The organism is Streptomyces sp. NPDC001056, from assembly GCF_053598955.1.
Genome location: NZ_JBSFLI010000002.1, coordinates 1 through 19,141, shown reverse-complemented (window position 1 = coordinate 19,141; position 19,141 = coordinate 1). Strand labels below are relative to the sequence as shown.

Here is a 19,141-nt window from a genome sequence, read left to right as displayed (position 1 = left end):
TCACGCTCGCATTGCTTCAAGAAATCCACACGCCATATCCGAAAGGCTGGAGATGCTTCGCGAAGCCGCGCAGGAGGAGAGTGCTGAGGCACCTTCCGGATTGAAGAGTTACGACCTCTACATCGCGGGCAAGGACGTCGCCGGCGACGGCTGGGTGTACACCGTCAGCGGGCGTTCGCTGCTGGAAGACGTGTTCACCAGTGTGAGCCTCAAGCGCTCCCTCGAACAGGACCCGGAGTCCGAGGCGGCCAAGCACCCCTATGTCGTCGGGCGTTGCGCGATCGCGGACGACGCCGCCATCGACCTGGCCAGCCAGGCGGCCGCCGCGGCGGCCCCCGACTGGGCGGCGGTGCCGCTGGAGCGGCGGATGCGGCTCGGCACCCGGTTCCGCGAGGAACTGATCAAGCACGAGGACGAGTTCCTGCGGATGCTGGTCGCCGAGTCCCACCCGGTCAAGCTCGCCCGCTGGGAGCTGAGCTGCCTGCTCCAGATCTACGCGCCCGGCTCGCTGCGCTGGTACGCCAAGCAGATGCGGGTGGAGAAGGAGTACAACGGCCGCCGGCTGATCCTCCACCGCCAGCCCGACGGAGTGGTCGCCTTCAACCCGCCGCAGAACGCCCCGCTGCCCAGCGCCGCGCTGTGCGTGCTGGCGCTGATGGCCGGCAACGCGGTGGTCGTCCGCGCCCCGCGCAGCATCGCGCTGTCCACCATGTGGCTGCTGCGCGACATCGTCGCCCCGCTGCTGGAGGAGTTCGACGCCCCGCCCGGCGTGCTCAACGCGGTCTGCTCCAACCCGAAGCAGACCATGGACCGCTGGGTCGCCGACCCGCTGATCAACGACATCTTCTACATCGGCGGCAGCCAGGAGGGCCTGCGCTTCGAGCAGAGTTGCGTGGCCCACGGCAAGAAGCCGATCCTCGAACTCGCCGGCAACGACGGCATCGTGGTGTGGAAGGACGCCGACGTGAAGTGGGCGGCCGAGGCCATCACCGAGGCCTTCTACGGCTCCGGGCAGATCTGCATGGTGCCCAACTACGTGCTGGTCCACCCCGATGTCGCCGAGGCGCTGATCGCCGAGGTCAAGGAGCAGGTCAAGGGCATCAAGCCGGGCCTGCCCGAGGAGGAGGACGTGCTGCTGTCGCCGGTGCGGCGCAGCGAGCGCTTCTTCCGGCTGCTGCGCCAGGCCCTGGACAACGGCGCCGAGCTGGTCACCGGCGGCAACCGCACCGAGGTGGACGGCACGGTCTCGGAGACGGGCGTGTTCCTCCAGCCCACGGTGGTGCGGGTGGACGGCCTGGACCGGGCGCGCACGTACGACGTGGTCCGCGAGGAGACCTTCTTCCCGCTGATCCCGATCGTGGTCGCCGACCGCGACCATGACGACGCCCTGCTCGAATCGTTCCTGCAGTTCGTCAACAGCAACGACTACGGGCTGCGCAACTCCCTGTGGTCCCGCTCGGACCACGTGGTCGAGACGTTCGTGCGGCGCACCGTCAACGGCGGTCTGCTGAAGGTCAACGACTCCCACATCGGCTTCCTGCCCTATCTGCCGAGCCACGGCGGCACCGGCCGCACCGGCGGCGCCTTCGGCGAGGCCAACTACCCGATGCTCAAGACCTCCCACGTCCAGGGAGTGAGCATCGCCCGCGACGTCAGCCCGTACGACGCGGTCTTCGGCGCCTGACCCCACCCAGTCCTCGGAGGTTTTCCCGTGCGTTCCCTCGATGTCGCCCGGACCGTGTGCGAGCGGTTCCACCCCGGACTGCTCAAGGAGCTGGAGCAACTCCCGTACGAAGAACGGGAGAAACCCGGCAGTTCGGTGATCGACCTGTTCCGCATCCACGGCGGCGTGGGCCTGCTGATTCCCGAGACCTACGGCGGCCACGGCGCGGCCCCGCTGGAGGCGCTGCGCGTGCAGCTGGCGCTCGGCGCGATCTCCCCCTCGCTGGTCGCGGCCGTCTCCATGCACCACTTCACCGCCGCCATGCTGTACTCGCTGGCCGTCAAGTCGGGCCGGCTCACCGCCGCGCAGACCCAGCTGCTGCACCAGATCGTGCCCGACCAGCAGGTGCTGGCCTCCGGCTGGTCGGAGGGCCGTACCGCGGCGAACATCCTCAAGCCGGCCGTGACCGCGCGCCCGGTGGAGGGCGGCTTCCTGCTGTCCGGTTCCAAGAAGCCGTGCAGCCTGTCCCGTTCGATGAGCCTGCTGACCGCGTCCACCGCGATCCACGGCGAGGACGGCGGCGAGCCCGAGCTGGCGCTCGCCCTGGTCCCGGCCGACGCGCCGGGCCTGACGGTGCACGAGTTCTGGGGCAACGACCTGCTGGCCGGCGCCGAGAGCGACGAGGTGCGCCTGGAGGACGTGTTCGTGCCGAGCGAGATGGTGGTGCGGGCCGGTGCGGACGATCCCACGCGCCTGGACGACCTCCAGTCCGCCGGGTTCGTCTGGTTCGAGATGCTGATCTCCGCGGGATACGCGGGTGCCGCCGCCGCACTGGTCGAGCAGGTGCTGACCCGCAAGCGGGGCAGCGCGGACACGCGGGCCGCGCTGGCCGTCGACATGGAGGCGGCGCTGGCCCTCCTGGAGGGCGTGGCCCGGGCCACGGGTCCCGAGCCGGGCGACGAGGAGTCGGTGGCGCGGGTGCTGGTCGCCCGGTACGCCGTGCAGAACGCGCTGCCGGACATCGTGGCGCGGGCGCTGGAGCTGCTGGGCGGGCTGGAGTTCATCACGAACTCCGCGTCGGCGCAGTCCGCCGCGGCCACCCGGGCGCTGGCTTTCCACCCGCCGTCCCGGATCGCCGCGTCGGAGCCGTTGCTGACGTACTTCGACGGAGGGCCGCTGGTTCTCGCGTAGTCGGCCGGCCGCGGGCCCGTTTGTGGCCGCACATCGAGCAGAACCCCGCGCCCCTGACGGGGCGCCCCCATCGCCGACGTCAAAAGTCCCCTCTTTGGGAGTGAGTGACACGTGACCGTCATGCACGATTCCCCCCACGCCCCCGTCGTCGACGACGAGGCCGAGATCCTCAACCTGTACCGGGCCCACCTGAGCAAGGGACGGGCCACGCTCGCCGAGCTGTTCGGCAGTCACATGGAGGTGGCGTCCGAGGGCGCCTGGCTCACCACCAGTGACGGTGAGCGCTTCCTGAACGCGGGCGGCTACGGCGTGTTCATCATGGGCGCCCGGCACCCGATCGTCATGGAGGAGGTGGAGCGCCAGCTGCGCACCCACCCCACCGCGACCCGCATCCTGCTGGAGCCGACGGTCGCCCGTGCCGCCGAGTCGCTGGTGTCCGTGCTGCCGGCCGGGCTCGACCGGGTGCACTTCGCGCTGTCCGGCGCCGAGGCGGTGGAGACCGGTCTGAAGCTGGCCCGCGCGGGCGGCTTCAAGCGGACCGTGTCGATGCGCGGCGGCTACCACGGCAAGACGCTGGGCGCCCTGTCGGCGACCGCCAAGGACGTCTACCAGGCGCCCTTCCGCCCGCTGGTGCCCGACTTCCTGCACCTGCCGTTCGGCGACGCGGACGCCCTGGAGGCCGAGCTGAAGGCCCACCCGGGCGAGGTCTGCGTGATCCTGGAGCCGGTCCAGGGCGAGGGCGGCGTGATCATCCCGCCCAAGGGCTACCTCAAGCGCGTCGAGGAACTGGTCCGCGAGTACGAGGGCTTCCTCATCCTCGACGAGGTGCAGTCCGGGTTCGGGCGGCTCGGCGAGTGGTGGGGCGCCGACCTCGAAGGCGTCGTGCCGGACGTGCTGCTGGCCGGCAAGGCGCTCGGCGGCGGGGTGATGCCGGTGTCCGCGGCCATCGCCACCCGCAAGGCCTTCCGTCCCTTCGACAAGGACCCCTACGTCCACACCGCCACCTTCTCCGGGCAGCCGGTGCTGATGGCAGCGGTGCAGGGCGCGGTCCGTGCCGTCAAGGAAGAGCGCCTGGTCACCCGGGCCATGGACCTCGGCGCCCGGCTGCTGCCGCGGATCGCGGAGGTCGCCCACCGCAACATCCCCGAGCTGGTGGTGGACGTCCGCGGCCAGGGGCTGCTCATCGGCGTGGAGCTGGTCGAGGCGGGCCTCGCCGGCGAGCTGCTGATCGAGCTGTTCAACCACGGCGTGGTCGCCAACCACTCCATGAACGGCAGCTCGGTGGTGCGGTTCACCCCGCCCGCCGTGCTGAACGACACCGACGTCGACTACCTCGTCAACTCCTTCGACCTGGCCACCCGTGACCTGATCAAGGGTGCGGCCACAATGCCGGAAGGCGGTAACTGATCGTGCGGCACGTCGAACTCGAAGCCCTGATACCCGCGGAGCAGGCCGAGGAGGTCCTGCACGCCGTACGGCGCTGGGAGAAGTACCCGGACCTCGCGCCGCACGTGAACGCGACCACCGTGCACTCCTCGTACCCCGACCCCAAGCCCTCCTCCAGCTGGGAGCTGCACTTCCGCAGCGGCCTGTTGCGCTGGACCGAGGACGACACCGTGCTGCCGGAGGAGGGCGAGATCCGCTTCGAGCAGTCCGACGGCGACTTCGACTCCTTCACCGGGGTCTGGTCGGTCCGGCAGGACGGCGCGGACGTCACCGTCCGCTTCGACGCCGACTTCGACTTCGGCATCCCGAGCCTGGAGGGCATCCTCGACCCGATCGCCGAGCGGGTCATCAAGGAGACCGTCGCCTGGGCCCTGACCGGCCTCTACCCGGCCGTGCGCATCCAGGGCGGCATCGAGCTGAACACGCCCGCCACGGTCGGCGCGTAGCACCGGGCGAAGGAGCTGACCATGGACCAGGCGAACCCCTTCGAGACCCCGCGCACCTACTCGCTGCACCGCGCCGAGTACCTGGTGGGCCTCGCCGTCACGACCGGCATGATCGTCTACCACTTCGGTGACATCCGCTGGCTGCCGGCGCTCGGGCTGTTCCTCTACATCGACCTGATCGGCTACATCCCCGGCGCCATCGCCTTCCGCAAGAGCGGCGGCCGGCCGATCCACAAGGCGTACTACGTCCTCTACAACGTCATGCACAGCCTCATCACGCAGGGCGCGGTCGCCGCGCTGTGGTGCTGGCTGGTCAAGCCGGAGTGGGCGCTGCTGGTGCTGCCGTTCCACCTCTTCGGCGACCGGGGCCTGTTCGGCAACTTCATGAAGTCCTTCGCGCTGCCCTTCGAGCCGGTGCGCCAGGAGGGCTACCTGCACCTCCTGGACGACCTGGGCCTGCCCCACCCCAAGCCGGTCGGGCACGAGATGGACCCGGTGCCGGTCGGACACGTCCCCGCGCGTCCCGTCGTACGCGAGACGGAGGCCGTGCGATGACCACCGCCACGACCCCGGTGCGCCGGGCGGTGCGGCAGGACCCGGCCGAGCGCCGACGGGCCCTGTACCACCTGGCCTCCGCGGTGTCCGTGCTGACGACGGGCCCCGAGGAACGGATGCACGGCACCACCGCGAGCACCGTCACCCTGGTCTCGCGCTCGCCCCTGCTGGTCGGCGTGGTGCTGCGGGCGGGCTCGTCCTTCGCCCGGCTCGCCGCCCACGAGGGCCGGTTCGCGATCAATGTGCTCGGCGGTGAACAGGCCGACGTGGCACGGCGGTTCGCCGACAGCTCGCGGCCCGACGGCAGCGCGGCCTTCGCCGGCCTCGCCTGGACCGCCGACCGCTACGCCCAGGCCCCGCTGATCGCGGGCGCCCTCGCCCACTACATCTGCCGGTTCCACTCCGCGCACGCCGCGGGCGACAGCGAGCTGCTGCTCGGCCACGTCGTCCGGGCCACCGCGGACGAGGGCCTGCCGCTGCTCAGCTACACCGGCGGGCTGTACGCCGGTGCCCTGCGTCCGGCGAAGGAGACCGCCGCATCATGACCGCACCCGTTGCCCCCGAGGCCGACTGGGAGAAAGCCCCCGGCCTGCTGGACGGCGCGAAGGAACTCACCCTCGGCCCCGAGGAGTGCGACCTCGCCTACTGGATCACCTCCGTCGCCCAGGGCACCCTGCGCGACAGGGGTGTCACCGGCCACCACGAGAACGCCCTCACCCCCGACTTCCTGAAGGCACCCGGACCGCTGCGCGAGGCCCTGGTGCTGGAGTTCGGCTTCCGGGCGCTCGCGGAGGAGCTGGCCACCCGGCTGCTCGGCCACTACGTGACCATCGCGCCCGGCATCCCCGAGATGGAGTTCTACGCCACCCAGCTGATCGACGAGGCCCGGCACGCCCGGGTCTTCCGCCAGCACCTGGTGGACCTCGGCATCCCGCAGAGCACACTGCTGCGCGACATCGAGGAGATGGCACGGGACTACCGCAAGCGGGTCCTGGACCCGGTGGTGGACTTCACCCTGGACGTCGTCCGCGACAAGGCCGACTTCCCCGGCGGCGTCGCCGTGTTCGCCATCATCATCGAGGGCGTCCTGGCCCCCGCCGCCGAGCTCAGCGAGCGCAAGTGGACCCCGCTGTCCCCGGCGACGGGCGAGATCTCCCGCGGCACCGCCATCGACGAGATCCGCCACCTCACCGTGGCCAGCACCATCCTGCGCGACCACGTCGTCAAGCACCCCGAGTACACCCCGCGGCTGCTGGAGATCCTGCGCTCGGGCGTCAAGCTGTGGGACGAGATCCCGGACCGGGAGTTCGTCATCCACCGCGAGGAGCTGTTCCAGGAAGGCATGTTCAAGCACGCCGACCTGATCGGCGACTACGAGGTCTGGCCGGGCGTCCGCCTCCTCGACACCACCGCCGAGCAGCGCTACGACATGGCGGAGCGGTGGACGGACGAGATGGCCGAGGTCCGCATGGCGTACATGGGCCTGCCCGTCGAGGTCCTCGCCTCGGAGGCCGGCGCATGAGCACCGGGCGGGCCGCTGTCGTCACCGGGATCGGATCGTACGTCCCGCCCAACATCGTCACCAACGAGGACCTGTCGCGGCGCCTCGACACCTCCGACGACTGGATCCGCACCCGTACCGGCATCGCCGAGCGGTTCTTCGTCTCCCCCGGCACCTCCACCGGCGACCTCGCGGTGGAGGCGGGCCTCAGGGCCCTGAAGTCGGCGGGCGACGAGCAGGTCGGGGCGGTGGTGCTGGCCACCACCACGCCCGACCAGCCGTGCCCGGCGACCGCCCCGCAGGTGGCCGCGCGGCTGGGGCTCGGCCAGGTGCCCGCCTTCGACGTGGCGGCCGTCTGCTCGGGGTTCCTTTACGGCCTCGCGTCCGCCGCCGGACTGATCGCCTCCGGGGTCGCCGACAGCGTCCTGCTGATCGCCGCCGACGCCTTCACCACGATCATCAACCCGGAGGACCGCACCACCGCCGTGATCTTCGCGGACGGCGCGGGCGCGGTGGTGCTGCGGGCCGGCTCGCCCGACGAACCCGGCGCGCTCGGGCCGCTGGTGCTCGGCAGCGACGGCGAGCTGAGCCATCTGATCGAGGTCCCGGCGGGCGGCTCCAGGCAGCGCTCCTCGGGCCGCCCGGCCGCCCCGGAGGACCACTACTTCCGGATGCTCGGCCGGGACACCTACCGGCACGCGGTGGAGCGTATGACCAGCGCGTCCACCGAGGCCGCCGAGCGGGCCGGCTGGCGTCTGGCCGACGTCGACCGGTTCGCGGCGCACCAGGCCAACGCCCGCATCCTGGCGGCCGTCTCGGACCGGCTCGGCATTCCCGAGGAGCGGCGGCTCAGCAACATCGCGCGGGTCGGCAACACCGGTGCCGCGTCGATCCCGCTGCTGCTCGCCGAGGCCACCGCCGAAGGCAGGCTCACGGCGGGGAACCGGGTGCTGCTCACCGCGTTCGGCGGCGGGCTGTCCTGGGGCGCGGCCACCCTCACCTGGCCCGAGCTGCAAACCATCTGACCGTCCGTCAGCAAGATCCTTGAAAGGAACCGACATGCTGGAGCAGCTCAAGGAAATCCTGTCCAACAAGCTCAAGGTGTCGCCCGAGGCCATCACCCCCGAGGCCACCCGGGAGGACATCGAGCTGGACTCGCTGGCCGTCGTGGAGCTGTCGCTGCTGCTGAAGTCCGAGCTGGACCTGGACATCAGCGACGACGACCTCCTGGAGGCCGAGACCGTGGCCGACATGGTCCGGCTGATGGAGGAGCGGAGCGCGAAGGTCTGATGGCCGCGATGGACATCGCCGTCACCGGGCTCGGTCTGATCACCCCCGGCGGGATCGGGGTCGGGCCGAGCTGGGCGGCGGTCTGCGACGGCAGACCGGCCGCGGCCCTCGATCCGGTGCTGGCGGACAACCCCGTACAGATCTCCTGCCGGGTACCCGGCTTCGACCCCGAAGCCCTGCTCAGCGCACGCCGGGCCCACCGCCTGGACCGGTTCGTGCAGTTCGCGCTGGTCGCCGCCCACGAGGCGGTGGCCGACGCGGGCCTCGACCCGCAGACCTGGGACGGCGCCCGGGTGGGCGTGGTCCTCGGCTGCGCGGACGGCGGTCCGGGCACCGTCGAGGAGCAGCACCACGTGCTGCGCGAGCAGGGCGCGAGCCGGGTGTCGCCGCTGCTGCTGCCGATGCAGCTGCCGAACATGCTGGCCGGTCAGACGGCCATCGAGTTCGGGGCGACCGGACCCAACCTCGTGGTGGCCACCGCGTGCGCCTCCGGCGCGACGGCCATCGGCACCGCGCGGGACCTGCTGGCGCTCGGCCGCTGCGACATCGTGCTGGCCGGCGGCAGCGAGGCCATGATCACCCCACTGGTCATGGCCGGGTTCGCCCAGATGGGCGCGCTGTCCAAGCGGCACGACGACCCGGCGTCCGCCTCCCGCCCCTTCGACGCCGACCGCGACGGGTTCGTGGCCGGGGAGGGCGCCGGAATCCTGGTGATGGAGCGCGTCGCGGACGCGCGGGCCCGCGGCGCGCACATCCACGGGCGGATCATCGGGTACGGCGCGACGGCCGACGCCCACCACATGACGTCGCCGCATCCCGACGGCGCCGGCATCGAGGCGGCGGTGCGCGCGGCGCTGGCCGACGCGGGCGCCGATCCCGACGACGTCCAGCACGTCAACGCGCACGGCACGTCGACGCCGCTCAACGACCTGTCCGAGGCGCGGATGATCCAGCGGACGCTGCGCGGGGATCCGGTGGTGACGTCCACGAAGGGGGTCACCGGGCATCTCCTCGGCGCGGCCGGTGCGGTGGAGGCCGCGTTCGCCGTGCTCAGCGTCGAGCACGAACTCATTCCGCCCACGGCCAACCTGGTGATGCCGGACTCCCGGATGGACATCAAGTTGGCGCAGACCCTGACCGAGATGCCGATCGATCTGGCGCTGAGCAATTCGCTGGGTTTCGGGGGGCAGAACACCGCGTTGGCGATAGCACCGGCCTGAGCGCCTGCCCCGATTCGCCGTACGGCGGCCGCGGTTCGTTCGTGGTCGCTCGCGCGGTTCCCCGCGCCCCTTCGGGGGCGCTTCAACAGCCGTCCGCTGAGATGCACCGCGGGCGGCTGTTGCCCGTACGTCCCCATTTCTCCCCATAACTGGAGTAGCCATGTCCACCAGTGGTTCGCCGCCCGCGTCGGGGCGGCTCGGCACGGCGCACATCCTGTTCCTCATCGTCGCCGCCGCGGCGCCGCTCTCCGCGATGGTCGGTACGGTTCCGCTCGCGTTCGCGTTCGGGGACGGGGCCGGGGTGCCCGCCGCGTTCCTGTTCGCCGGGGTGACCCTGCTGTGCTTCTCGGTCGGGTACGCGGTCAGCGCCCGGCGCACTGGAGGGTCCGGCGGGTTCTACGCCTCGGTCGCCGACGGGCTCGGACGGCCGCCGGCGGTCGCGGCCGGCTACCTGGCCCTGCTGTCGTACAACTGTGCGACCATCGGGCTGGCCGGTGCGCTCGGGTACTTCACCCAGCTGGTGCTGGCGGCCCATGGGCTGACGGTGTCGTGGGAGTGGTGCGCGGCGGTCGGGCTGGTGCTGACCGCGGTGCTCGGCTACCGGGAGATCGCGCTGAGCGCCCGGGTGCTGGCCCTGCTGATGCTGGGCGAGATCGGGGTGCTGGCGGCCCTGGACGTGGCGATCCTCGTCCGGCACGGGCTGCACGCGCTGCCCGCCACGTCGTTCTCCCCGCACACCGCCGCCGGTCCCGGCGTCGGCGTCTCGCTGATGTTCGCGTTCGTGTCGTTCATCGGCTTCGAGTCGGCGGCGCTGTACGGCAAGGAGGCCCGCGACCCGGAGCGCAGCGTGCCCCGGGCGACGTACGCGGCCGCCGCGCTGATCGCCGGGTTCTACGCGCTGACCAGCTGGCTGGCCGTGGGCGCGATCGGCCCGGACCACGTGCGGGAGGTCGCGGGCAAGCAGATGGGCGACCTGTTCTTCGGGCTCGGCGACGACTTCCTCGGCACGGCGGGCAGCACCATGCTCCAGGTCCTGCTGTGCACCAGCCTGTTCGCGGCGACCCTGGCCCTGCACAGCGCCGCCAACCGCTACGCCCAGGTCCTCGCCCAGGACGGGCTGCTCCCCCGGGCGCTGGGCGCCGAGCACGCCCGGCACCGCTCGCCGCACCGGGCGAGCGTCGCGCAGAGCGTGGTGACCGCGCTGGTGCTGGCCGGGTTCGCGGTCGCCGGCCTCGACCCGTACGCCGACCTGACGACCAGCATGCTCGGCCTCGGCACCCTCGGCATCGTCACGCTCCAGGCGCTGGCCGCGCTGTCGGTGCTCGGGCTGCGGCTGCGCGCCGGGCGCGGGCACTGGTGGAAGGAGACCCTCGCCCCGCTGCTGGGCTTCGCGGGGCTCGCCACCTCCGTGTGGCTGGTGGTCGGCAACTTCGACATGCTCACCGGCTCCCCCTCCAAGGTGATCGCCGCGCTGCCCTGGCTGCTGCCGCTGGTCGCGGTGGGCGGCCTCCTCTACGCGGTCCGGCTGCGCGCGGCCCATCCGCTGCGCTACCGGCTGCTCGGCACCCGGCACACCGCCACCCCCGTCCCGGACCTCGCCCCCGCACCGTCAGGAGACCGCCATGCACGATCCCAATGAGCTGATCGAGGCCGGCGAGGACGCCGTCCGCCGCCTGGCCCGCCGCCGCTACGACCTCGACCTGGACGCCGTGGGCGGTGCGCTGCGCGCCCGTTCGGCCGCCAACGCCGAGGTGACCCGGCTACGCACCGAGTTGAACCGGACGGCGAAGGCCCGCCGTTCGGGCCCGCCCAGCGAGGCCGAGAAGGAGGCCGCCCGCGCGCTGCGCGCGGAGGTGCAGCAGGCGGAGGGCACCGCCCGCACGGCCGCGGGCGCGCTGACCGAGCTGCTGCTCGGGATACCCAACCTGCCGCTGGACGGCGTACCGGACGGCGATTCGGAGAAGGAGGCCGTGGAGGTACGGCGGGGCGGTCCGGCGCCGCGTCCGGCGGCCGGCGCCCGGCACCACGCGGAGATCGGCGAGGCCCTCGGCATCCTCGACGCGTCGGCCGCGGCGAAGCTGTCCGGCGCCCGGTTCAGCGTGGCGCACGGCGCCGGTGCCCGCCTGGAGCGCGCCCTCGCCGACTTCTTCCTCGACCTGCACACCCGCGAGCACGGCTACACCGAGCAGTCGGTGCCGTTCCTGGTCTCCCGGGACACCATGACGGGTACCGGGCAGCTCCCCAAGTTCGAGGAGGACCTGTTCCGCACCCAGGTCGGCGAGCGGGAGCTGTTCCTGATCCCGACCGCGGAGGTGCCGCTGACCAACCTGGTCTCCGGGGAGCTGCTGGACGCGCGGGCACTGCCGTACGCGTTCACCGCCCGCACCCCCTGCTTCCGCGCGGAGGCGGGGGCGTACGGCCGCGACACCCGGGGGGTGCTGCGGCTGCACCAGTTCGAGAAGGTGGAGCTGGTGCGGATCTGCGCTCCGGAACAGGCTCAGGAGCAGCTGGAGTTGATGGTCGGGCACGCGGAAGAGTGTCTGCGCAGGCTGGAACTGTCCTTCCGTACCGTGCTGTTGCCCGCGGGCGACATGGGCTTCTCGGCGCGGATGACGTACGACATCGAGGTGTGGCTGCCCGGCGGTGACGCCTTCCGGGAGATCTCCTCGGTGTCCGACTGCGGCACCTTCCAGGCGCGCCGCGCCGACATCCGGGTCAAGCGGGCCGACGGGCGCAAGACGCCGGCCGCCACGCTGAACGGCTCGGCGCTGCCGATCGGGCGGACCGTGGCCGCGCTGCTGGAGCAGGGCGTGCAGGACGACGGTTCGGTGCTGCTGCCGAAGGCGCTGGAGCCGTACGCCGGCTTCCGGCGGATCCTGCCGGGCGGCGCGACCGAGTGACACCACGGGAAGGGGGCGGGTGCCGGTCCGGCACCCGCCCCCTTCCCGTGTGCGCGCTCAGGCGCCCGTCATGTGCACCCCGCCGTCCACGTGGACGATCTCGCCGGTGGTGCGCGGGAAGAAGTCCGACAGCAGGGCGACGACTCCGCGGGCGGCCGGGTCCGGGTCGGTGAGGTCCCAGCCGGCCGGGGCCCGGCGGGTGGTCCAGACGTCGGCCAGCTCGCCGAAGCCGGGGATGGACTTCGCGGCCATGGAGCGCAGCGGGCCCGCCGCGACCAGGTTGCACCGGATGCCGAACTCGCCCAGGTCGCGGGCGAGATAGCGGCTGGTGGACTCCAGGGCGGCCTTGGCGACGCCCATCCAGTCGTAGTGCGGCCAGGCCACGGCCGCGTCGAAGGTGAGCCCGACGACCGAGCCGCCGCGCCGCTTCAGCAGCGGCAGGCAGGCGGTGGTCAGGGACTTGAGGGAGTACGCCGAGACGTGCACGGCCGTCGAGACGTCGTCCCACGTGCCGTCGAGGAAGGAGAAGGCGCCCTGGGGGCCGTAGGCGATGGAGTGCACGACCCCGTCGAGTCCGTCGGTGTGCGCGCCGAGCCGCTCGGCCAGGGTGTCGAGGTGGTCCGGGTCGGTGACGTCCAGCTCGACGACGGGAGCGGGCTTCGGCAGCTTCGCCGCGAACCGTTCGATGAGGGACAGCCGGCCGAAGCCGGTGAGCAGGACCTCGGCGCCCTCCTCCTGCGCGATCCGGGCCACGTGGAAGGCGATGGAGGCGTCGGTGACCACGCCGGTCACCAGGACCCGCTTGCCCGCGAGGATGCCGCTCATGCCGCCGACACCCCCTTGGGCAGGGCGCTCACCAGCGGGGAGTCATGGTCCTGGGGGCCGACCGCGCTGCCGCCGCCGGGCGAGCCGAGGGTGGCGAAGAACTCGGCGTTGGAGGCGGCGTGGTCGTCGCCCCACTCCTCGGGCAGGTCGTCCGCGAAGTAGATGGCGTCCACCGGGCACACCGGCTCGCAGGCGCCGCAGTCCACGCATTCCTCCGGGTGGATGTACAGGGCGCGGCTGCCCTCGTAGATGCAGTCCACGGGGCATTCGTCGACACAGGAGCGGTCCTTGATGTCGACGCAGGGCAGACCTATGACGTATGCCATGCTCAACTCCTTTCACAACAAAGGTTGTTCACTTCAGGGCCACACCGGTGGTGCGCTCACCGAGGGACAGCACGGTGACGGCCAGGACGGCCATGGCGGCGGCGATGACGGCGAACAGCGCGCCGGGGCCGTGCGCGTCGAGAACCGGCAGCAGCACGAACGGCAGGGCGCCGGCGCTGAGTTTGGACAGGGAGTACGCGGCACCCGCGGCGGTGGCCCGGATCTCGGTCGGGTACTGCTCGGAGAGATACACGTGCGAGACGCTGGAGAAGACGTTGCTGAACAGGGTGTACGCGAAGCCGCACACCACGATGAGCTGCGCCGACCGGGCGTAGGCGAAGCCGAGTCCGGCGGCCACCATCGCGGCGGCCGAGAGGGCGACGAGGGTACGGCGCTCCATGCGGTCCACGATCGGCAGGGCGAGCGCGGAGCCCACCGGGTAGCCGAGGAAGGAGAGCGCGGTGAAGCCGAGCCCGGCGACGAGACCGTAGCCCTTGGCGGCGACGATCTGCGGGGCGAGGGTGCCGAAGCCGTAGTAGCCGACGACCGACAGGACGCAGAACACCCACAGCACGAGGGTGCGGCGCAGCAGGTGGGGCCGGAAGATGTCGCGCAGCCGGGTGTCCCGCTCCGGGGTCTCGGACGGCGCGGCGGGCGGGGCCGGGGGCAGTCCGCTACCGGCCGCCTCGGCCTCCAGGCGGGCCACCAGGCGGTCGGCCTCCTCGGTGCGGCCGGTCGCGGCGAGCCAGCGCGGTGACTCGATCAGCTGACGGCGCAGCACCCACACGGCGGCGGAGCCGAGGGCGCCGAGCACGAACAGCCAGCGCCAGCCGGCCACCCCGAGCGGGGTCAGCGGCACCAGCCACAGGGCGGCGAAGCCGACCGCGGGCACCCCGCAGAAGGCGAGGGTGTAGGCCCAGGCGATGAACCGGCCGCGTTTGGCGGCGGGCAGCACGTCGGCCAGGTAGCAGTCGGACAGGGCCTGTTCGGCGCCGATGCCGAGCCCGGCGAGGAAGCGGGTGACGATCAGCCAGGCGGCGTTGGGGGCGAAGGCGCCGAGCAGTGAACAGGCCGAGTAGATGGCCAGGTTGATCAGGAAGGCCCGGCGCCGGCCGAACCGGTCCGCGATCCGGCCGAGCGTCAGGGATCCGATGAACTGGCCGACGAACGCGGAGGCCAGGACCAGTTTGAGCGAGGTCGCGCCGAAGCCGAAGTCGCTCTGCAGCACCTTGCCGATGGTGCCGGAGAGGTTGTTCTCGAAGGTGTCGAAGAACAGGCCGACGCCGATGACCGCGGTGAGTCTTCGGTGCAGGGGAGTGATCGGCATGCGGTCCAGGCGGGCGCCGATCGGGGCGGGAGCGGTGAGACCGCCGGCCGCGGCCGTGGTCTGGGACATGGGGCTGGCTCCTTGGAAGCTGTCGTCGCAAGCTTTCGCTGTGCTTCTGGGGAAGGAACCGCCCGGGTCACCGGCGGACCCGGGCGTGCGGCCCGGGGGCCAGGTGGGGGGTGCGTGGGGGATGGTCAAGGGGATTCGGGAGGATCAGGCCGCTTCCATGGCCCTGCGGCGGATCTGCTCCTCGACGTCACCGCGCCGCACCGGCGCGCTGACCTCGTGGAGGTAGGAGGCGACCTCGCGGTACGAGGCCCAGAAGCCGACCTCGTGGTACGGCACGCCGCGTTCGGCGCAGTACTCCATGGTCAGTTCGCGGGCGCGCGGCAGGCTCTTCTGCGGCATGGCCGGGAACAGATGGTGCTCGACCTGGTAGTTGAGACCGCCGTACAGGAAGTCGGTCAGCAGGCTGGGGCGGATGTTGCGGGAGGTGAGGACCTGGCGCTCCAGCCAGTCCAGGGTCTCCTCCTCGCCGTCGCGGACCTGCATGCCCTTGTGGTTCGGGGCGAAGATCATGCCGAAGTACACGCCCAGGGAGGCGTGCTGGACGACGATGAAGGCGACCGCGAGCGCCGGGGACAGGACGGTGAAGACGCAGGTGAGGTAGACGGCGGCGCGCAGCAGGATGAGGAAGGTCTCCAGCGCGGGCCGCTTGGTCTTGCCGGTGACGATGGACTTGACCGCGGTCTTCAGCATCTTGAAGCCCTCAAGCACCAGGAGCACGAAGAACAGCACGCTCTGGTAGCGCACCACGAACTTCTGGGTGCCCTTGCGGGTCGGGTACTGCTTGATGTCGAAGATGGCGGTGCGCCGGCCGATGTCCGGATCCATGTCGAGGTGGTTGGGATTGCTGTGGTGCCGGTTGTGGTGGTTGACCCACCAGCCGTAGCTGACCCCGTTGACCAGGTTGGCGTGCACGTACCCGACCGCGGAGGCGGCCTTCTTGCTGCGGAACATGGCCTTGTGGCCGGCGTCGTGCCACATGAACGCCGACTGGCCGCCGCACAGCCCCATCCACACGGCGGTGGCCAGCTGCCACCAGGTGTCGCCGAGTTCGAAGAAGACGACGAACCCGACGGCCAGCAGGGCGGTGTTGAGGGCGAGCTTGCCCACGTAGTAGCGCGGGTCCAGGTCGAGGAGACCCTCGGCCTTGACCCGTTTGAGCAGTTCGGCGAACGTGGCCGAGGCACCGGTGCGTTCGCCGCCCGGCGCGGCCGCGGCCACGGCTTCCTGTATGTGCGGACGCTGCATGCGTTGCTCTCCTTGGGAGAATGTGCCCGATTGCGGGCGGCGGCGCCGCTGCCCCGCGGACCTGCGGACCTGCGGGCGCCGCGAGTCGACTTCAGCTCCCGCGTGGGGTCACCGCCGCGGGCTGTGGCCCGCCCGGCGGACCCGGGCGACGGGAGCACAGTGCGGTGCTCCCGGACCCGGACCACCGGGCGAACGTACGTCCAGCGTTCCGTGCACCACTGATGTGGCACTGATACCGGTCTGATCGGGCCACCCCCGGCCCGCCGGCCGGCACCCGGGCGGCCGGCGGCGCGGCCACTCAGGCGGCCGCCTCGGCGCGCAGCCGCTCGTCCAGGGCGCGCACGGCGGCGTCGGCGGCGTCGGCGACCTGCGCGTCGTCGGGGGCGCCGATGACGGCCATCAGCTGCTCGACCACGGCGTGCGAGAGTTCCTCGGTGGACTGGCTCATGTCCTGGTCTCCTGTTCTGTGACGAGTCGGGTCAGAACGCCTTGCAGGCGCGGAAGACGTGCGCGAAGCCGGGCAGCGAGGCCTGCGGCCCGTCGAAGGCGACGTACTCGGGGATGAGCAGGTCGGGGGCCCACTTCTGCTTGTACGACAGCTGGGTCTGCGCCGGGTACAGCGCGGCGCCCTCGGCCCACAGGGCGTGCATCAGCCACTGGAACCCCGGGCTGTGGCCGTCGAGTTCGTACGCGGCGTCGAGCCCGGTGAACGGCGTGAAACCGAAGTGCAGCCACTCGACGCCCTCGGCGCGGAAGATCTCGATGGCGTGCGCGTTGATGGCCTCCATCAGGCCCGGGGAGCCCTCCGGGATGCGCCGGCTGAGGTCGTGCATCCAGCCTGCTCGGCTGCCGTAGACCGGCGAGTAGGAGATGTAGGCGACCGGCTCGCCGTCGATGGTGCCGCTGAACAGCCGGCGCTGCGCCTGGGCCTGGCCGCCGATCTGGCCGACCAGGAACTCCAGTTGGTGCGCGCCGCCCTTGGAGCCGAGCCACGCCTTGTCGATCGCGGCGATGGCGTCGGCGACGTCGGCCGCGTCGACCTCCTGGATCTGGAGTCCGTTGCGCAGCGCGCGGGAGATCTTGTTGCGCAGCTGCATGAACTTGGTGCCGCGCAGCGTGAAGTCCGCCAGGCTGACCGCCCAGGAGGCGCCGACCTGGTTGACGACGCAGCCGCGCGCCGCGTACCGCTCGGCGTCGGTGCGCTGGAGCTGCACGCCGACCAGCCCCAGGCCCTCGTCCCGGACGTGACTGCGGAAGGCGTCCAGCAACGTGTCGTAGTCCTCCTCGGCGGCGAAGGGGCCGCCGAACTGGACGGCCCAGCGGCCGGTGCGGCGGTAGACGACGACACCGTCCGCGCCCGGGACGGTGAAGACACTGTTTCCGCTGTTGAGCGCGAGGAAGGAACTCGGGTTCTCGCTCGTGGTGTGGGCGCGTATCGCGTCGAGAATCCGACTGTCGGTGCCGGTCTCGGTGGTGATCGCGGTCATTCCCGTACCCCTTTCGGGAGCGTTTTCCGTCGAAGGGAGTACAGCACCGTGACGTCACTCCGGAAAAGAGCAGTTGGGTATTCATTTACCCGTGTCAGAAGCGCGTCAGCATTCCGTCAGCCGGCACTGCCAATGTGGTTGACGTGAACGGCGCGGAAAACGGCGGCCGGACACGGGGAGAGGTGCCCGGAGTGGTTGATCGGGGACCGTGTGCATCGCACTGGTCGGGCCTGAACGGCCCACGCAGGTTCGAATCCTGCCCTCTCCGCCACGGCCGGAATCACGACCGGACGCGCTTCCCGCCCCGGGCGGACGGGAATTGCGGACGCCCGCGAATTCGGCTCCACCCGGCCGGTGCCTGTCCGAACGCGTTCGAGCACCGGCACCACCCAGGAACCGCCGGCCGCCCCCCGTCCCGGCGGAGCAGATGCCCCGGCGGGCCGCGGTACGGATCGAGGCCCGCCGGGGCACGGCGCGTTCGCCCATTCTTTCTTTCACGGCAGCACCGCTCCGAAAATCACCGTCGGCGAGGAATTGTCATCTAGGGGGAAAGACATGCTGAGGTTCTCCGTTCTCGGCGCGCTGGAGATACGCACCGCCACCGGTGAGGCGGACGTGTGCGGCGATCTGCAGCGCACGCTGGTGCAGACCCTGCTGGTCAGCGAGGGCCGGCCGGTGTCCGGGGAGAGCCTCGCCGAGGAGATGTGGGGTGATGCCTTACCGGACCACCGGGCCAACGCCCTCCAGGCCCACATCAGCCGACTGCGGCGCAGACTGCGGTCGTTGGAGCCGGACCGGCCGGCCTCGCGGGTGACGATCCACCCGGCCGGTTACCGGCTCGGCGTCGGCGAGGGCGAGTTGGACGCCGCCGAGTTCGTACGGGCCGTACGGCAGGCGGAGTCGGCCGGGCCCAGGGACGCGGAGCACACCGCGCGGATGCTCGGCCGGGCGCTCGCGCTGTGGCGGGGGCCGGTGTTCGGCGGCTTCCCCGGCGGCACCATGTGCCAGCTGGCCGGGGCGCGCTACGAGGAGTACCGGATGCGGGCGATGGAGCTGCGGTTCGACGCCGAACTGGGGCTCGGGCGGCACGCGTCCCTGCTCGCGGAGCTGGCCGAGGCCCATACCAACCACCCGCTGCGGGAACGCTTCTGCGAGCAGCTGATGATCGCCCTGTACTGCTCGGGCCGGCAGGCCGACGCGCTCGACGTCTTCCGCCGGATGCGCCGCAGGCTCGACGAGGAGCTGGGGATACAGCCGTCGCCCGCGCTGCGGAAGGTGGAGCTGGCGATCCTGTCGCACGATCCGGCGCTCACGGGCGATCCGCGCATTCCGACGGCGCTGCAACCGGTGTGACCGCCGGGAGGGTCCGGTGGCCGTAAGCGGCCCGTCAGCGCCCGGTCAGACCGCGTTGTCACGATCGGGTCCGGGGCGCCGTCACGGCGGCCCCGCGGGCGGCGTCCGATGTCACGTCACCTCACCGCAGAGGCAGGCAGAGATGAAGTCCCACATCGCGGAACTGGCCGGCATACGCGAACGCGTGCTGGCCGGCCCGAGCGAGAAGGCGACCGCGGCGCAGCACGCCAAGGGCAAGCTGACGGCACGGGAGCGGATCGAGCTGCTCCTGGACCCGGGTTCCTTCCAGGAGGTCGA

General features: G+C 71.7%; 20 protein-coding genes and 1 tRNA gene. 15 read left to right on the top strand and 6 right to left on the bottom strand.

The genetic code is table 11. From position 1 onward, the window contains the following. Window positions 1–52: 52 nt before the first annotated feature. From ACWDD7_RS02685 to serS, 12 genes are all read left to right on the top strand, one after another. Window positions 53–1,684, top strand: coding sequence for an aldehyde dehydrogenase family protein (locus ACWDD7_RS02685; RefSeq protein WP_392211681.1), 1,632 nt, complete (start codon window positions 53–55; stop codon window positions 1,682–1,684). Window positions 1,685–1,711: 27 nt separating this feature from the next. Continuing rightward, window positions 1,712–2,854 (top strand): acyl-CoA dehydrogenase, encoded by a 1,143-nt coding sequence (locus ACWDD7_RS02680; protein WP_450455872.1) that lies wholly within the window; start codon window positions 1,712–1,714, stop codon window positions 2,852–2,854. A gap of 120 nt (window positions 2,855–2,974) precedes the next feature. Continuing rightward, window positions 2,975–4,261: an aspartate aminotransferase family protein gene (locus tag ACWDD7_RS02675; RefSeq protein ID WP_351876826.1), complete on the top strand. Its 1,287-nt coding sequence runs from the start codon at window positions 2,975–2,977 to the stop codon at window positions 4,259–4,261. A 2-nt stretch (window positions 4,262–4,263) separates the two neighbouring features. Then, complete coding sequence (locus ACWDD7_RS02670) at window positions 4,264–4,746, top strand: type II toxin-antitoxin system RatA family toxin (RefSeq protein ID WP_450455870.1); 483 nt, start codon at window positions 4,264–4,266, stop codon at window positions 4,744–4,746. 21 nt (window positions 4,747–4,767) lie between these two features. Continuing rightward, window positions 4,768–5,301, top strand: coding sequence for a hypothetical protein (locus ACWDD7_RS02665; protein ID WP_351876824.1), 534 nt, complete (start codon window positions 4,768–4,770; stop codon window positions 5,299–5,301). Continuing rightward, window positions 5,298–5,846: a flavin reductase family protein gene (locus ACWDD7_RS02660; protein ID WP_392211677.1), complete on the top strand. Its 549-nt coding sequence runs from the start codon at window positions 5,298–5,300 to the stop codon at window positions 5,844–5,846. The genes ACWDD7_RS02665 and ACWDD7_RS02660 overlap by 4 nt, the downstream gene beginning before the upstream one ends. Further along, complete coding sequence (locus ACWDD7_RS02655) at window positions 5,843–6,823, top strand: ferritin family protein (RefSeq protein ID WP_351876822.1); 981 nt, start codon at window positions 5,843–5,845, stop codon at window positions 6,821–6,823. Before ACWDD7_RS02660 ends, ACWDD7_RS02655 begins: the two co-directional genes overlap by 4 nt. Next, window positions 6,820–7,827 carry a beta-ketoacyl-ACP synthase III gene (locus ACWDD7_RS02650; protein ID WP_351876821.1) on the top strand — a complete coding sequence of 336 codons (1,008 nt, stop codon included), beginning with the start codon at window positions 6,820–6,822 and terminating at the stop codon, window positions 7,825–7,827. The genes ACWDD7_RS02655 and ACWDD7_RS02650 overlap by 4 nt, the downstream gene beginning before the upstream one ends. 34 nt (window positions 7,828–7,861) lie before the next feature. Next, window positions 7,862–8,092, top strand: coding sequence for a phosphopantetheine-binding protein (locus tag ACWDD7_RS02645; protein ID WP_046422004.1), 231 nt, complete (start codon window positions 7,862–7,864; stop codon window positions 8,090–8,092). After that, complete coding sequence (locus ACWDD7_RS02640) at window positions 8,092–9,312, top strand: beta-ketoacyl-[acyl-carrier-protein] synthase family protein (RefSeq protein ID WP_392211674.1); 1,221 nt, start codon at window positions 8,092–8,094, stop codon at window positions 9,310–9,312. The genes ACWDD7_RS02645 and ACWDD7_RS02640 overlap by 1 nt, the downstream gene beginning before the upstream one ends. 160 nt (window positions 9,313–9,472) lie before the next feature. Then, window positions 9,473–10,951, top strand: coding sequence for an APC family permease (locus ACWDD7_RS02635; RefSeq protein ID WP_450455868.1), 1,479 nt, complete (start codon window positions 9,473–9,475; stop codon window positions 10,949–10,951). Beyond that, window positions 10,935–12,212, top strand: a complete 1,278-nt coding sequence (gene serS, locus ACWDD7_RS02630) for a serine--tRNA ligase (RefSeq protein ID WP_351876818.1) — start codon at window positions 10,935–10,937, stop codon at window positions 12,210–12,212. Before ACWDD7_RS02635 ends, serS begins: the two co-directional genes overlap by 17 nt. 57 nt (window positions 12,213–12,269) lie before the next feature. On the opposite strand, the gene fabI is transcribed toward serS, so the two are convergent. From fabI to ACWDD7_RS02600, 6 genes are all read right to left on the bottom strand, one after another. Next, entirely contained in the window at window positions 12,270–13,037 is a 768-nt protein-coding gene (gene fabI, locus ACWDD7_RS02625) for an enoyl-ACP reductase FabI (RefSeq protein ID WP_450455866.1), read from the bottom strand. Then, window positions 13,034–13,363, bottom strand: coding sequence for a ferredoxin (fdxA, locus tag ACWDD7_RS02620; RefSeq protein ID WP_450455864.1), 330 nt, complete (start codon window positions 13,361–13,363; stop codon window positions 13,034–13,036). Before fdxA ends, fabI begins: the two co-directional genes overlap by 4 nt. A 28-nt stretch (window positions 13,364–13,391) precedes the next feature. After that, entirely contained in the window at window positions 13,392–14,759 is a 1,368-nt protein-coding gene (locus tag ACWDD7_RS02615; protein ID WP_450455862.1) for an MFS transporter, read from the bottom strand. A gap of 144 nt (window positions 14,760–14,903) precedes the next feature. Beyond that, entirely contained in the window at window positions 14,904–16,004 is a 1,101-nt protein-coding gene (locus tag ACWDD7_RS02610) for a fatty acid desaturase family protein (protein ID WP_450455860.1), read from the bottom strand. Window positions 16,005–16,302: 298 nt separating this feature from the next. Further along, window positions 16,303–16,452, bottom strand: coding sequence for a hypothetical protein (locus ACWDD7_RS02605; RefSeq protein ID WP_285553123.1), 150 nt, complete (start codon window positions 16,450–16,452; stop codon window positions 16,303–16,305). Between the two features lie 31 nt (window positions 16,453–16,483). Next, window positions 16,484–17,491, bottom strand: coding sequence for a DUF2156 domain-containing protein (locus tag ACWDD7_RS02600; RefSeq protein WP_450455857.1), 1,008 nt, complete (start codon window positions 17,489–17,491; stop codon window positions 16,484–16,486). Between the two features lie 176 nt (window positions 17,492–17,667). Here ACWDD7_RS02600 and ACWDD7_RS02595 point away from each other — a divergent pair. From ACWDD7_RS02595 to ACWDD7_RS02585, 3 genes are all read left to right on the top strand, one after another. After that, window positions 17,668–17,762, top strand: a tRNA-OTHER gene (locus tag ACWDD7_RS02595). Between the two features lie 284 nt (window positions 17,763–18,046). Then, window positions 18,047–18,844, top strand: a complete 798-nt coding sequence (locus tag ACWDD7_RS02590) for an AfsR/SARP family transcriptional regulator (RefSeq protein ID WP_450455855.1) — start codon at window positions 18,047–18,049, stop codon at window positions 18,842–18,844. A 55-nt stretch (window positions 18,845–18,899) separates the two neighbouring features. Then, window positions 18,900–19,141 (top strand): carboxyl transferase domain-containing protein (locus tag ACWDD7_RS02585; protein WP_450455853.1); only part of this gene is annotated, 242 nt, incomplete at its 3' end.